This window comes from Synechococcus sp. W70.1 (genome assembly GCF_047461515.1).
Taxonomy (GTDB): Bacteria; Cyanobacteriota; Cyanobacteriia; order Thermostichales; family Thermostichaceae; genus Thermostichus.
Genome location: NZ_JANSHH010000002.1, coordinates 14363 through 28851, shown reverse-complemented (window position 1 = coordinate 28851; position 14489 = coordinate 14363). Strand labels below are relative to the sequence as shown.

The 14489-nt window shown below is 61.8% G+C and carries 13 protein-coding genes; 7 read left to right on the top strand and 6 right to left on the bottom strand.

The window, feature by feature from the left end; genetic code table 11:
* The first annotated feature begins 75 nt into the window (after positions 1-75).
* From rlmD to folK, 5 genes are all read left to right on the top strand, one after another.
* A complete protein-coding gene (rlmD, locus tag NW808_RS00175) occupies positions 76-1470 on the top strand; it encodes a 23S rRNA (uracil(1939)-C(5))-methyltransferase RlmD (protein ID WP_414419885.1) in 1395 nt (464 codons plus the stop codon).
* Between the two features lie 115 nt (positions 1471-1585).
* Positions 1586-2677: a redox-regulated ATPase YchF gene (ychF, locus tag NW808_RS00170; RefSeq protein WP_414410427.1), complete on the top strand. Its 1092-nt coding sequence runs from the start codon at positions 1586-1588 to the stop codon at positions 2675-2677.
* 420 nt (positions 2678-3097) lie between these two features.
* Entirely contained in the window at positions 3098-3967 is an 870-nt protein-coding gene (gene folP, locus NW808_RS00165) for a dihydropteroate synthase (protein WP_414419884.1), read from the top strand.
* Positions 3954-4325, top strand: a complete 372-nt coding sequence (gene folB, locus NW808_RS00160) for a dihydroneopterin aldolase (protein ID WP_414419883.1) — start codon at positions 3954-3956, stop codon at positions 4323-4325. Before folP ends, folB begins: the two co-directional genes overlap by 14 nt.
* A complete protein-coding gene (gene folK, locus NW808_RS00155) occupies positions 4322-4828 on the top strand; it encodes a 2-amino-4-hydroxy-6-hydroxymethyldihydropteridine diphosphokinase (protein ID WP_414419882.1) in 507 nt (168 codons plus the stop codon). Before folB ends, folK begins: the two co-directional genes overlap by 4 nt.
* 4 nt (positions 4829-4832) lie before the next feature.
* Here the strand turns inward: folK and gap are convergent, their stop codons facing one another.
* The gene (gap, locus tag NW808_RS00150) at positions 4833-5846 is read right to left on the bottom strand and encodes a type I glyceraldehyde-3-phosphate dehydrogenase (RefSeq protein WP_414419881.1); all 1014 of its coding nucleotides are present in this window, start codon (positions 5844-5846) and stop codon (positions 4833-4835) included.
* Between the two features lie 461 nt (positions 5847-6307).
* On the opposite strand from gap, the gene NW808_RS00145 reads away from it, so the two are divergent.
* Positions 6308-6685 carry a late competence development ComFB family protein gene (locus NW808_RS00145; RefSeq protein WP_414419880.1) on the top strand — a complete coding sequence of 126 codons (378 nt, stop codon included), beginning with the start codon at positions 6308-6310 and terminating at the stop codon, positions 6683-6685.
* Between the two features lie 4 nt (positions 6686-6689).
* Positions 6690-7604: a prephenate dehydratase gene (pheA, locus tag NW808_RS00140; protein ID WP_414419879.1), complete on the top strand. Its 915-nt coding sequence runs from the start codon at positions 6690-6692 to the stop codon at positions 7602-7604.
* On the opposite strand, the gene NW808_RS00135 is transcribed toward pheA, so the two are convergent.
* The 5 genes from NW808_RS00135 to NW808_RS00115 form a co-directional block, all read right to left on the bottom strand.
* The gene (locus NW808_RS00135; protein ID WP_414419920.1) at positions 7595-8455 is read right to left on the bottom strand and encodes a sulfite exporter TauE/SafE family protein; all 861 of its coding nucleotides are present in this window, start codon (positions 8453-8455) and stop codon (positions 7595-7597) included. The genes pheA and NW808_RS00135 overlap by 10 nt on opposite strands.
* A gap of 53 nt (positions 8456-8508) precedes the next feature.
* Positions 8509-9561, bottom strand: a complete 1053-nt coding sequence (locus tag NW808_RS00130; RefSeq protein ID WP_414410434.1) for a Gfo/Idh/MocA family oxidoreductase — start codon at positions 9559-9561, stop codon at positions 8509-8511.
* Positions 9562-9668: 107 nt separating this feature from the next.
* Positions 9669-11282 carry a phospholipid carrier-dependent glycosyltransferase gene (locus NW808_RS00125; RefSeq protein ID WP_414419878.1) on the bottom strand — a complete coding sequence of 538 codons (1614 nt, stop codon included), beginning with the start codon at positions 11280-11282 and terminating at the stop codon, positions 9669-9671.
* Between the two features lie 78 nt (positions 11283-11360).
* The gene (locus NW808_RS00120; RefSeq protein WP_414419877.1) at positions 11361-12416 is read right to left on the bottom strand and encodes a carboxypeptidase-like regulatory domain-containing protein; all 1056 of its coding nucleotides are present in this window, start codon (positions 12414-12416) and stop codon (positions 11361-11363) included.
* 60 nt (positions 12417-12476) lie between these two features.
* Positions 12477-14381, bottom strand: coding sequence for a carboxypeptidase regulatory-like domain-containing protein (locus tag NW808_RS00115; protein WP_414419876.1), 1905 nt, complete (start codon positions 14379-14381; stop codon positions 12477-12479).
* Positions 14382-14489: the final 108 nt, after the last annotated feature.

Here is a 14489-nt window from a genome sequence, read left to right as displayed (position 1 = left end):
GAAGGGGAGTAAAAAGCTGTTGCTAACCCATTTCCGAAAAAGTTCAGTGGTATTTGGAGTGCCCCACCTTCTTCCATGGAGCAGCCAATCCCCTTGCTGGCCCCTGATCCCATCAAGCCAGGGGATCTCCTATCCCTGGAGATCACCGACCTAACTCCCGAAGGAGATGGCATTGCCCACACGCTTGGCTACGGGCGGGGACGGGTGGTGTTTGTAGCCCAAGGCGTGCCCGGGGATCAGGTGGTGGCCCAGGTTCTCGAGATCAAGCGCAACTACCTGGTCGGGCGAATTCGCTCGCTCGTTACTCCCTCGCCGCACCGAGTGCGTCCAGCCTGCATTGTTGCCGACAAGTGCGGTGGCTGCCAGTGGCAGCACGTCAGCTACGAGCAGCAGTTGGCCACCAAGCAGCAAATTCTCCGCAACGCGCTAGAGCGGATTGGCGGCCTTTCCTTGCCGGAGCCCGTCCCCATTTTGGGATCCCCGCAGCCGCTGCGCTACCGCAACAAGGTCACCTACCCCATTGCCAAAGCAGAGGGCCAGCCGCTGCGCATGGGCTACTACCGACGGGGCAGCCACCGCTTGGTAAACCTCAACCAGTGCCCTGTCCAGGACGAGCGACTGGACGTGTTCCTGAGGGAAATCAAGCGGGATCTGCAGGAAACCGGCTGGAGTGTGTACGACGAAAGCCGCCACCAAGGCCAGTTGCGCCATCTGGGCCTGCGCATTGGCCGCCGCACCCGCGAGGTGCTTCTCACTCTAGTGAGTTGCAGCCGCGACCTACCTCACCTGGAAAGGTGGGCCAAACGCTGGATGCAGCGCTACCCCGACTTGGTGGGGGTCTGCCTCAACCTCAACCCAGCCCGCACCAACGTCATCTTTGGCCAGCAAACGGAGGTCATTGCTGGACGGGGATCCCTGCGGGAAGAACTGGCCGGTCTTTCCTTTTGGATTGATAGCACCTCCTTCTTCCAGGTCAACACAGAGCAGGCGGAGGCCTTTTTTACCTGGATAGTGGATCAGCTCCATCTGCGCGGCGAGGAGACCGTTCTAGATGCCTACTGTGGCATCGGCACCCTAACCCTGCTCTTGGCCCAGCGGGCCAAACGGGCGATGGGGGTGGAAGTCCTGCCCGCGGCGGTGGCCCAGGCCCGCTACAATGCCCAGTTCAACGGCATCACTTCGGCCCAGTTTTTCCAGGGCGCAGTAGAAGCGGTTTTGCCGACTCTGCCTCCTGCCGATGTTGTGGTGTTGGATCCGCCGCGGCGGGGCTGCGAGCGGCAGGTGCTTGAGATCCTAAAGCAGCAACGGCCCCGGCAGATCGTTTACATTAGCTGTCATCCTGCCACCTTGGCGCGCGACCTGCAAATCCTCATGGCCGAGGGATCCTACCGCCTAACCCAATGGCGAGCTGCTGACTTCTTTCCCCAGACAGGCCATGTAGAGGGAGTGGTCTTTTTGGAACGGGTCTGAGGAACCTTGCCCAGCTTGCCGCGGAGCTGCCCTCTGGGTAGGCGCACTAGCCGGAGGCGACAAATGCTAACGTCAAAGTAAAGTTTCGCAACGGACTTTTTCCCTCCCACTCTCAATGCTTAGAGCTGGAATTGTCGGCCTGCCCAATGTGGGCAAATCGACTCTATTCAACGCTCTCTGCGAAAATGCCAAAGCGGAGGCGGCCAACTTTCCTTTCTGTACCATCGAGCCCAACATCGGACGGGTGGCCGTGCCAGACGAGCGCCTGGAGGTGCTGGCTAAGATCAGTGGCTCGGCGGCCATTGTTCCCGCCCAAATCGAGTTTGTCGATATTGCCGGGCTGGTGGCTGGTGCCAGCAAGGGGGAGGGCTTGGGCAACCAATTTCTCTCCCACATCCGCCAGGTGGACGCCATCGTGCATGTGGTGCGCTGCTTTAAAGACGAGAACATTGTCCACGTGGCTGGCTCGGTGGATCCCGTGCGAGACATAGGGGTGATTAACCTAGAGCTGGCTCTAGCGGATCTGGCCCAGATTGAGCGACGCTTGGAACGGGTGCGCAAGCAGGCCAAGTCTGACAAAACGGCTCAAGTAGAGCTGCAGGCCCTGGAGAAGCTGCAGGCTGCTCTAGACGAGGGCAAGCCGGCTCGCCTGGTGCCCCTTAGCGCAGAGGAGGAGGTCGCCATCAAAGGGCTGGGGCTGCTCACCCGCAAGAAGGTGATCTACGCCGCCAACGTGGCAGAAACGGAGCTAGCCACTGGCAACGACTGGGTAGAGCAGGTGCGGCAAGTGGCCCAGGCAGAGGAGGCGCGTGTGGTGGTGGTCTCGGCCCAGGTGGAGGCGGAATTGGTGGAGCTGCCGCCTGAAGAGCGACAGGCTTATCTAGAGTCGCTGGGGGTGAAAGAAGGGGGGCTGAAATCCTTGATCCGCGCCACCTACGAGCTGTTGGGCCTGCGCACCTACTTTACCTCTGGTCCCAAAGAAACCCGCGCCTGGACAATCCCTGCCGGTGCCACTGCTCCCCAGGCGGCGGGGGTCATTCACTCGGATTTTGAGCGGGGCTTTATCCGGGCGGAAACGATAGCGTATGAGGATCTAGTGGCAGCGGGATCCCTGAGTGCTGCTCGGGAGAAGGGTCTGGTGCGCAGCGAGGGCAGAGACTACGTGGTTCAGGAAGGAGATGTAATGCTCTTCCGCTTCCATGTCTAGGGGCCCTTTCCTGAGAAAGCCGTTGACGCTGTAACGAAGCATCACAATAATTGGACTAGATAAACAATTGCTTTAAGGGACGCATTGATGGACCTGCTGCAATACGGGCCAATGGCCTGGGTTTACCTGGCAATTTTTGCTTCCATCATCTGGTGCATCTGGGGTCGTTCGGAAGACGACATTATGTTCTAGCTCACGCGGGAGGGATTCCTCTGCTGAAGCTACTCTTTGGCTGGCAGCGGATCCCTCCTTGTCAACCTCAGGTGATGTCCCCTCTCAATCCCCCTACTAGGACGGATACACCCAGATGCCGTGCCACTCCAAGCAGTCTGCGTCCCAACAGAGCAAGGGAATTCAGCTAGGCTCGCACTTCCTCCCTCTTGGGCAGCCGCTCTGACAGCGAAGTAGCTTACAAGAGTTATGGGCGTTACTAGCTTGATCTCCCGGCGTCCCCTGCCTGGAGCGGAACGGACAGAGGAGGGGTACCGTCTTTCTTGGCGGGGAGTGGCGGTGATGGGGGTACTCAATGTAACCCCCGATAGCTTCAGCGACGGCGGCCAGTGGGGATCCGCGGAGGCAGCCGTGCAAGCGGCCAAGGCCATGGCAGCAGCGGGAGCTCTGATTGTGGATATCGGCGGCGAGTCTACCCGGCCGGGGGCGGAGCCGGTGCCGGTAGAGGTGGAGTGCGACCGGGTTTTGCCCGTGATTCGGGCTCTAGAAGGATCCGGAATTCTCCTCAGCGTCGATACACGGCGAGCAGAGGTGGCTGCTGCTGCTCTGGCAGCGGGGGCACACATCATCAACGATGTCACCGGGCTGCGGGATCCACAGATGATGCAGGTGTGTGCCGAGAAGGGGGCTCCAGCGGTCATCATGCACATGCGGGGAGAGCCGCGCACCATGCAGCAGCTCACCGACTACGACGACCTTGAGGGAGAAGTTTTTGGTTTTCTCAAGGACCAAGCGGAGCGGGCTCTGGCAGCCGGTGTGCCCAGTGTCATTTTGGATCCTGGCCTGGGCTTTGCCAAAACCGCCGAGCAGAACATTGCCCTCCTCAGAGCCCTGCCGCGGCTAGTGGCCTATGGCTACCCCGTTTTGGTGGGAGCCTCGCGCAAAAGTTTTGTCGGCCAGCTTTCCGGCATTGCTGTGCCCAAAGAGCGGGATAGCGCCAGCGTAGCCGTACATCTCTTTGCCGCCAGCCGGGGCGCTACCCTGGTGCGGGCGCACAACGTCCCCGCCCATGTCTCCGCTCTAGCGGCTTGGGAAGGGCTGCACGGTGAGCCAAGCTAGGCTGGTGCTGCGGGGTCTTAGCTTCCATGCCCACCACGGCTATCGTCCTGAGGAGGCCCTGTTGGGGGCGCGCTTTGTAGTGGATGTGGAGCTGCAGCTTGCCTTGGTTCCCCAAGAGGATGACTTGGCCCACACCGTGGACTACGCCCAGGTGTACGAGGCAGTGCGGGAAGAGGTGACCCAGCAGCGCTACCGGTTGATTGAGACGTTGGCAGACCGGATTGCCGAGCGGCTGTGGCAGAGCTATCCCCAGGTGGAAGCCCTGACGGTGCGGGTGCACAAGCCGCAAGCCCCCCTGCCAGGGCTGTTTGACGATGTGTACGTGGAGATCGTCCGCCGTCGCTCCACCCCTCCATGAAGCCTGACCTGGCCTACATAGCTCTGGGGAGCAACCTCGGGGATCCGCTGCAGCAGTTGCGCACGGCCATGCAGAAGTTGCCGCGTCTGGGAGAGGTGGTGGCCCGCTCCAGCCTCTACCGCAGCCCCGCCCAAGGAGGGCCGCCGGGCCAGCCCGACTACCTCAACGCCGTGGTGGCCCTGGATCCCTTTCCGCCTTACCAATCCCCCCTGGAGTTGCTCAGGGCGCTGCTGGCCATCGAGCAGGAAGCAGGGCGGGTGCGGCGCATACACTGGGAGGCCAGAACGCTGGACTTGGATCTGCTGGCCATGGGCAATTGGATTCTCAACAGCCCCGCCCTGACCCTGCCCCACCCTCGCATGATGGAGCGCCCCTTCGTCCTGGCCCCCCTGTGCGAAATCAATCCCCACTGGCGCCACCCGGAAACCGGCATAGCTGCAGCCGAGGCGCTGGCTGCCCTGGATAGCTCCTGGCTCGAGCGCACCGACCTAGGCTGGGACTAAAGCTCTACAGTGCAGCCGCCATTTTGGCTGCCAGATCCACCAGCCGCGAGGCGTAGCCGTATTCGTTGTCGTACCAGGAGAGCACCTTCACTGTGCGATCCCCTAGCGTCATCGTCGACTCCAGATCCACAATTGAAGAGTGGGGATCGCCGATGATATCTGCCGAGACAATGTGCGGCGGGGCAATGGCCAGGATCCCGCGCATCGGCCCCTCAGAAGCCTCGACAAAAGCTTGGTTAACCGCCTCTTTGGTAATGGGCCGTTCGGTGCGCACCACAAAGTCCACGATCGAGCCGGTTAGGGTGGGCACCCGCAGCGCTAGGCCGTCCATCTTCCCTTTCAGGGCAGGCAAGACCTCGGCAACTGCCGTAGCTGCCCCTGTTGTGGAAGGCACAATCGACACCGCCGCCGAGCGGCCCCGGCGATAGTCCTTGGGATCCGGGCGATCCACAATGGCCTGGGTGGCAGTGTAGGCATGGCAAGTGGTGAGAAAGCCCGTCTCGATGCCAAAGCGATCCAGCAAGACCTTGGCCAGCGGCGCCAGACAGTTGGTGGTACAGGAGGCGTTGGAGACGATGTGATGCCGCTCGGGGTCGTACTGGTCGTCGTTGACCCCTATCACCACTGTTAGGTCGGCACCCTTGGCAGGAGCAGAGATGATCACCTTTTTGGCGCCAGCCTCCAGGTGCTTGGCTGCTCCCTCCCGCTTGGTAAACAGGCCAGTGGACTCTATTACCAGTTCGACGCCCAGATCTTTCCAGGGCAGTTGCGCCGGATCCCGTTCTGCCAGAACTCGGATCTTGTGGCTGCCGACGTGCAGGTGGCCATCGGCAACGCTCACCGTCTGGGGCAGGCGGCCGTAGGCAGAGTCAAATTGGAGTAGGTAAGCCAGATTTTCCGGCTCGGTTAGATCGTTAACCGCTACCACCTCCAGCCCCCGCTCTGGCTGGGAGAGCAGCGCTCGCAAAAACGAGCGGCCAATGCGACCAAATCCATTGATGGCTACCCGTATGGTCATAGCAATCCTCCAGTAGCAGTCTAGGACGACGGGTTGGGGGCTGTAGCGCAGGAGACGCCAGTCCCCTAGAGATAGAGTGACACTCCCAGCCGCTGGAAGGGGAGGCTTAGTATAGGCTTAGTATGGCCGGCTTCTTGCAAGGCTCTAAGGCAGGGTTGCAGCAGGAGGCTGACCCGGGAATCTAGGGTCGGACTTCCCTGGCCGGGCGACTAGTTCTTCCCCCCCCAGACCCTTTGAGACGCAAGTTGATAACCGCGTTGCTTTGGGGTACGTTAGTGCAAGCGCTCCCGAAACTGGGAACACAAGTCCCGAGTCCCATCTCTATGTGAAGGAAGGAAAGCGGGAGAAGTTATTTTATTTCCCAGCCAAAGAGCGGCAACTTTTCCAGAGAGGTTGGCAGCGGCCTTAAGCCTTTATAAGACTTTTAAGACAACGAAAACAACGGCGAGGGGATCCCACCCATGGAAGCACGCAAACCTCTGAAGAAACTGGAAAATCAGATGGAGCGGGCTGTTCTGGAGATGGTGAATGAGCTGCTGCTCATGGAAAGCCAGCAGCGCTACTGCTTGTGCGAAAGATTCTGTCACGATGCCGCTGCGCTGGCCCTCAACAACCTCCAGCCCCGCTACACTACTAGTTTTGAAGGCTCTATATACACCCTAGAGGCTATCCAGGCGGATCAGGAGTTGCAGAGGCAAATTCGCCTGGAAGTGACCAAGGCCATGGAGCGGGTGGCGGCCAATCCTCTCTGTCCAGAACCTGACTGCCCCCTGCAGCTGCGCAACGCCAAGACGGTAGAGTTAGAGCTAGCCGACAGCAATTCTGAACAAGAAAGCTGAAGGGATGGACTCCATCGTCTCGTCTGCGCCAGTGGCTTTTCTAGGCCCTGCCGGAACCTATACGGAGCTAGCCGCCCTGCTGGCCTGTCCCGAGCAGCCCCACCTCCACAGCCAGGGATCCCACCCCTTGGTGCCCTACCCCACCATTAGCGCCTGCTTGGAAGCGGTGGCTGCCGGCGAGCAGGCCTGGGCAGTGGTGCCGGTAGAAAACTCCGTCGAGGGCGGCGTCTCGATGACCCTAGATGCCCTCTGGCAACTGGAAGGGCTAAGCATTCGCCAGGCGCTCATTCTGCCAATTCGCCATGCCCTCATCAGCTGTGCCTCCCGGCTAGAGCAGATTGAGCAGGTCTACTCCCACCCGCAAGCTTTGGCCCAATGTCAGGCTTGGTTGCGATCCCACCTGCCGCAGGCCACCTTGATCCCAACCCGCTCCACCACCGAAGAACTGGAGCGGCTGCAAAGCCAGCCCAAAGCTGCTGTCGTCGCCTCAGAGCGGGCTGCAGAGCTTTACCAACTGCCGGTCTTGGCCTGCCCAATCAACGACCACCCGGACAATTCCACCCGCTTTTGGGTGGTGGGCCGCTGCGGATCTTCACCGGGGGGATCCCACACTTCCCTGGCCTTTAGCCTGCCCCACAATGTGCCAGGAGCGCTGCTGAAGCCGCTGCAAGTTTTTGCCGAGCGGGGCCTGAACATGTCGCGCATTGAGTCCCGCCCCACCAAGAAATCGGCGGGAACCTACGTCTTCTTTGTCGATCTGGAAAACCCGGTCGGCCAACCCTATCTGCCTGATGAGGTCATTGCGGCCTTGGAGGCCATTGCCGAGATCCTCAAACTTTTTGGCAGCTACCCTGTCCATGACCTCAGCAAGCAGAACTACAGGGATCTGCTTGGCCAAGGCAATCCGGTTTATTCGTAACTTTGCCAGGCCTGCCAAAAAACGTAGAGAGAAACCAGGGCCAGAAAGCTGCGCAACAGTAGCCTGACCACTGCCTCGGGCAATCTGGGCAAGAGGCGGGTGCTGACCTGAACGCCGGCTAATCCCCCCATCCCCAAGATGAGGCCGGGAATCCAGAGCACGTTCTGGCGGAGGGTGCCCTCCCCAAAGCCCAGGGCGTTCGCCATCCAATCGCCCAGGCCAGCATGGCCGAAGGTGGCAGCAGCGGCTGTAATCCCAATCACACCCAAGCTGGTTTGGATGGCCACCTTGAGGGCTTCCCCCAACAGCAGGATCTGCAGCGGTACCAGGATAATGCCACCGCCAATGCCGAAAAGCCCCGCCAACAAGCCGGCAGCGCCTCCGGTCAGGATGCGGGCCAGCCAGGGAGGCATCGGGATCCTAATAGCAGAGCGGTTGCCGAGTTTCCCTGCATCGGGGGACTTCGTCCTGCCGGCCGCAGCACCTGGCCTCCCCAACCCTTGGGCGTGGGCGACCGCGGTTTTGCCCAGCTCCACCAGGTAAATGTTCGCTAGCAACAGCACCCCAAAGGCCGCTAGTAACAGATAGCCGGGCAGGTGACTGGCAAGGATTGCCCCCCCTTGGGCTGTGAACAGAGCCGGGATCCCCAGCAGAATTACCCGCTTGGGATCCAGCATTCCCCTGCGCCAGTTTTGGAAGCTGCCTGCGAGGGAGGTGAGGAGCATGGAAAAGTTGCTCGTGGCAACCGCCTGCAGCGGCGGGATCCCCAAGCTGACCTGCAAGGGCACCAGGATCGTGCCGCCGCCGATACCCAAAAGGCCGGCCAAGATCCCTGTTGCCACACCGCCCATTGCCAAAGCTAGATTTTTTCCTACCAAGGCTTTGGCTCTCCTCCCCTAGGGAGCTACGGCAAGAAACTGCAGCGAGGCTTGGCTTCGCGCCAGGCACAGCCGTCCAGAGCAATCCGCTCCACCTCCGAGGCCAGCTTTAGGGCCTTTAGGGCCTGCTCCCCGCCCACCGAAGGCTGGCTACCGCCCCGCACACAGTTGATGAAATGCTCTAGCTCGGCATGCAGCTTATCAATAGGTTCGATATAAACCTTCTCGATAAGGCCCTCCCGCGGGTAGGGCGCCTGGCCGTAGTCGTGGCTACTGCCGCCTCCCTGGCGGTAAATCGAGATCTCGTTGTGGAGAAAATCGGCTTCCACGAGGGCATTTTTGCAGTGGACGGCGATGGTGCGCACCTTGCGGTGGGTAACCTTGCTGGCAGTGAGGGTGGCGATGGCGCCGTTGGCAAAGGTGAGGGTGGCTGTGACGTAGTCGAGATAGCCTAAGTTGGAGGCGCGGTTGCCGCTAGCAGTAATCTGGGTTACAGGGGAAGGGATCAGCTCCAGCAACAGGTCGATGTCGTGGATCATCAGGTCAAACACCACCGACACGTCGCTGGCCCGGTCGGAATAGGGGCTGAGTCGGTGGGCCTCAAAAGCCAGCGGCTCTTCGCGCTGCAAAACTTGCCCCAGCCTTTGAAAGACGGGGCTAAAGCGCTCGATGTGTCCCACCTGCAGAATACAATTGCAGTCGGCGGCGCGGTTGACCAGGGATTCTGCCTCGGCAATACTGGCGGCAATGGGCTTTTCAATGAGCACGTGTACCCCCGCCTCCAGGCAGGCCATACCCACCTCGTGGTGAAGCACAGTGGGAACGGCAATGGCCACGGCGGCCACGTGGGGCAGCAGCTCCCGGTAGTCTTCGTAGAAGTGGACTCGATAGCGGCTGGCTACATCCAGGCCCCGCTCCACGTTGATGTCGGCCACGCCCACCACTTGCACGTCCTTCATCAGGCTAAAGACGCGAGCATGGTGCTGGCCCATGTTGCCGACCCCGATGACGCCGACAGGAACCGGCTGGCCAGGGTAACGGCGGGGAGAGTTGGCAGGACGCGGGCAGGATCGAGCCATAGGTTACCACTACCTCCACCACAAGCGCTTGACAAACCGCACCCCACCTTCCGGCAAGGAAGCCCAGCTTCTCCTAGACAAACTGCCCAAAGCTTACCATGCCCCCCTCAAATCCAGTTCAAGCCAGGAACAGGCGGCAGGCGTAGGGGTGCTCGCTCGCAGGCCTGGGGGCTAAAGCAGAAGAGCGGTGTCGGGGTGGGGCGGAACCACATGCGCGCATAAAACTGGTCTGGCCTGAGGGGAAGGCCAAACCAAACAGGGAAGAAGAAGAGAAAAGACGCCAAAACCAAGCTCACCGCCATCCAGCTCACCCGCCGCCAGAAGCGACGGTAGTGCCGCCAGCCCAGCAGCACCAGCCAGGCCAGGGCCAGGGTGCTGAATGCCAGAGCACTCATGTAGTGGTAGATGAAGACGCAGCGGCTGACGAGGAACCAGGGCAGGTAGTTGGCCGCGTAGCCAATTAAGATAAAGGCTTCCAGGCCGTGGAAGCGGCGGATCCCGCGCCAGACCAGCACCAGGATTGAGCCTGTCCCCAGCCACCACAGCCAGGGATTGCCCAGGCCATGGACTGCTCGCCACAGGTTGCCCTGACTGCTGAAGTAGTAGCCCACCGGGCGGCCCATAATTGGCCAAGACCAGGCCCCCGCCGAGGCCAAGGGGGTGGTCAGCCAAGGTCGTAGCGCTGGGAACCAGGCCACCAGGGAGCGCAAGCTGGTGGAGCAATAGGGGTGGACGGAGGTGTTCTCATCGACCACAAGATCAGCATGCAGGTGCCCGCTGTAAACCGCCTGATTGATGAGCACTAGAGAGCGAAAGTAGTTCTGGATCCCGGTCCAGCTCCAATCCAGCGTCAGCCCCTGCTGCGGGTTGAGCTGCAGGTGTGGGATCCACTGGATGGCATAAAAGGCCAGCGGCGCAAGGGCAAAGCAAAAGGCATAGTGCCACCAGCGCAGGCGGCGGATCTGGCTCAAGATCCCCAGCCTTGGGATCCACTGCGGGCGCAGCCAGACCACCCCCCAGACCAGGATCCCCAGGAGGGCAAACATGAAAGCAAACCAGAGGCCATTCCACTTTACAGAAGCCGCCGCCCCCAGGAGGATGCCGGAGCCGGTGAGGTGAAGAGTCCGCTGCCAACCGCGGCGTTCCAGCCCGCTTAGGAGCAAAATCGAGGCCGCCAGGCCAAAGGCAACCAAGTACACGTTAATCAGGCCAAAGCGGGACTCCACCAGAAACACCCCGTCCGTGAGCAGCAGAGCCCCACTTAGGAGCGCAAAGCCCACGTGGTAGGTGAGGCGATAGGCCAAGCCAGCCAGCAAAAGCGGAATCAAGGACCCGCACAAGGCGGTAGCTAGGCGAAAGCCCCACTCGTTGCGGCCAAAGAGTTGGATGCTGAGAGCGATGAAGTACTTCCCCAGGGGCGGATGTACGTCGTAGAAGGGCTTCCCGTCGAGGTAATTTTGGGCAAATTGAGGAAAATACACCTCGTCGAACACCGGCGCCGGCAACTCGGCCAGTCGCCATAAGCGCAGCCCCAGGCTCATCAGAAAGATCCCAAGCGCTCCCCCCAGCAGCCAGCGGCGCTCTCCTGCGGACCCAATTGCAGCTAGAGCGGCAGTTGCTGCCTCTGGGGGCAAGTTGCCAGCGGCTACCCCTTCGCGGGCAGAGGCAGCAAGGGGGGGCTGATCCCTTTCCGGCCTTGCGGGTTGGTGGGGTGAAGCCATGGGCAGGAGACGTCAGCAGGGATCCTCAGTGCTACTTTAACCTGCCGCCGTTGCTATGCCAGTCCCTACTTAAAGCCCTTAGGAGGTGGGAATGACCAGCTCCACGGCCGTATCCAGGCGCGAAGGTGGCACTGGGGCCTCGCCTGGGGTCAGCTCTAGGTAAGAAGCCAGCGGGTGGTTCTTTTTCCAGCGGGATCCAATTTCGGCGGCCATTTGCGTGACCTGGATTTGGTAGAGCTGGGCCAGGTCGTCGGCGTTGAGGTTGCCCCGTTCCACCTGGTTGCGGCTAGCCTCCGCCAGAACCTCCGCCACAAGGTTGCCCTGCTCGTCAAATCTCCACAGCTCCAGGCGGCTGCGGGAGCGCAGGCTTACCTCAGTGGGCGAAGTCGGGCGGGTGAGGACATCGACGCGGGCGATGACAATGGCCTCCAGGCCTAGGTAGTCGAAAAACCGGCTCACCGCTTCTGGCTTGCGGCGATCCCACTCAAACAGCTCGTAGATGGGCCAGCCCACCTGCCGCAGGATCGGCTGCAGGCGGCGGTTGTCCAGGGGCACCACCTTCTCGGTGTTGGGGATCAGACCCAGGCGCACCACCTCCATGGCCAGGCGCTGGCTCAAAAGCCGGGTATGGTCCAGCCCTCCCACCCCCAAAATGCCAAGGCGACGCCGCGGCTGGGGCCGGAGGGGCACCTGCAAAACCACCTCCACAGGGGTGGTCAGGCCTGCCTGCAGCAGGATCTCCTGCTCTGCCTTTTCGTAATCGGGGTGCCACACCGTCAGCAGCCGGCGCCCAGCCGGGGCTTGGTTGATCTCGAAGGCGCCCTGCTCGTCCGTTTGGATGGGCTGAGCGAGGTTCTCCAAGCCCTCTAAGTGCACCTGCGCCCCGGCCACCGGCTGCCCCAGGCTGTTGCTCACCTGCCCCACCAGACGCGCCTGGGATTTTACCTGGTTCCGCTGGGGAAACAAGGCCGTCAAAGGGAGAGGGGGGGTGGCCAGAGCCTGGGCCGAGACTTCCGCAGCCAGGGCTAGCCAACTGCCAAGTGCCAAGCTGCCCAGGCCACTCCTACGCCACCGCGAGAGGAGGAAAATAGGACCAGCCCTAGCGATGTCTGCCAATTGCGGGGGATTCTCCATAAACAAGCTCCTCATCGAAAGACGCGGCGCGGCAGCCCCCAGATTTAGCCGTGGGGTAGTTTACCCAGCAAAGGGGTTATTGGCCTGCCATTGCTGGATAAAGAGAGGCACCATGTTGCGCACCTGCAGCCGAAACAGGCCCGCCGCCGCATCTTCAAACAGCGGCTCCCCGCCCACGTCATCCCGCCCATAGGCCTCGTAGTAGCGAGCCCGATCCCCTGGCCGATCCTTCTGCAAGTCCACCACCACCACTACGCCACGGCTGCGCAGCTGGTTAGGGGTAAAGTTGGGGATCTCCACCGGGATTGCCGGCGCCAGCAAGCGCAGGGCCATATTCAGCAGCGGGCTGCCCTGTCGGTTGTAATCCCGCGAGATTTGCAGGTGGGTTAGGAGAATGTAGCGCAAGCCGAGGGCGTCGCCGATGGCCTTCAGCTTGGCCAAGTCGGCGGTGTAGCGCTCATCCCGATCCAACAAGGTTAGGCCCTGGACAAGTGGCAGGAGCGGCTCAAAGCGGGGATCTGGCCCTAGCGGTCCCTTTAGGAGGATCACGGGCCGCTGTGGCTGCAGCTCCTGAAGGGCAACGCTGAGGTGCCGGGCCAGCTCATCCGAGTAAACCGGCTCATCCGGCAACAGGCCAATGCCCTCCGGCTGGTGGGCCGGCTGCCCTGGCGGCAGGCGAATGTTTTGGGTGGACACAAAACCAGCCCGCACCTCCACCTGGGTGCTAGTGGGGGGAAACCCTGGCACCTCCACATCCACCAGGTACAGCCCCGCCGGCAGCTCTGGCAAGACATAGGTGCCGTCGGCGGCAATGGGAACTGTCTGTTGGGGTTGGGTGGCGGTGGCAGCAAGGCGGACAACCCCAGTCTGGACAGGCTGGCCGGCAATATCCAGCACCCGTCCCGTCACCACACCGCGCTGGCCTGCAGAGGGAAGCTCCTCCTGGCGGGCCTCCATCTTGCTCTTGCCCACTTGCGCTTCTAGACGGTGCAGAGCTGGGATCCCTGCCGCCACCACCCACAGATCCCCATCGCCCAGCATCGCCAAGCCTGTCGGCTGTCCCTCCAGCCGTAGGGAGGTAACCAGTCGCCCCGCCTCTAGATCCACAATTTGCAGGCGGTCGCTGCTGCGGGCACTCACGTAGGCCCAGCGCCCATCGGGGGAAAGGGCCAGCCGCGTCGGCCGCCAATCTAGGCCAACTCGCTGCAGGAGCTTGCCGCTGCGGCTTAGATCCAGCACGGTCAGCTCTTGGCTACCCGAGTTGAGCACCACCAGGCGTTGCCGCTGGGCATCCAACGCCATTGCCTCTGGAGTATGACCGCCGCGCCAGCGGGCCAGCAGCTCGCCATTGTCGGGGTTGACCACCAGCACACTGAGGGGATCCCCGCCACCCAAGCCCACAAATAGCACTCCCTGCCGGGCGTCATAGGCCAAAGCCAAAGGGGGGCCGGGCAGCGGCAAGTGGCGAGCCTGAGGCTGCTCCGCTTCCCCCCAATGGATCACCGCCAAACTTTGGGCGGCGGGCAGGGAGGCAAAAACCCGTCCCCTGGCAGGATCCACAGCCATATCCAAGACTCCTGCCGGCAGTTCATAAGTCCGGAGCAGCTCCCCAGTTGGCAGATCGAGGGCCACCACCCCAGGAGCCTCGAGGCCAGAGGCATAGACCACCTGCCGTGGCGCATCCACCCGCACCACGCTGGGGGCAAAGCCCACCGCCACTTGCCACAGGGGATCCCCGCTCGACCCCTCCAGCAGCATTACCGCCTGGGCTTCCAGCAGCCCCACCGCCAGCCAGCCCCGCTCCGGCACGCCGTCAATGCGATCCGCCGAGCTGGGGAGTGGTAATAACTTCTCCGCCCTCAGGGGGCTGGCAGCGTCTTGAGAGGCCACCGGCATCTCCTGGGCCCAAACCGTGGATCCCAGACCTAGCAGGCCGCTCACCACAATCAGCCACTGCCAGCGCATTTGATCCCCAGCCCTGCTCTGCTCCTCTGCCCAACCAGCATAGCCAACCCACTGAGAAAGCCCAAACGATTTTTGACAGCTTGTCCCGGTGACCTTAGAATGGATATT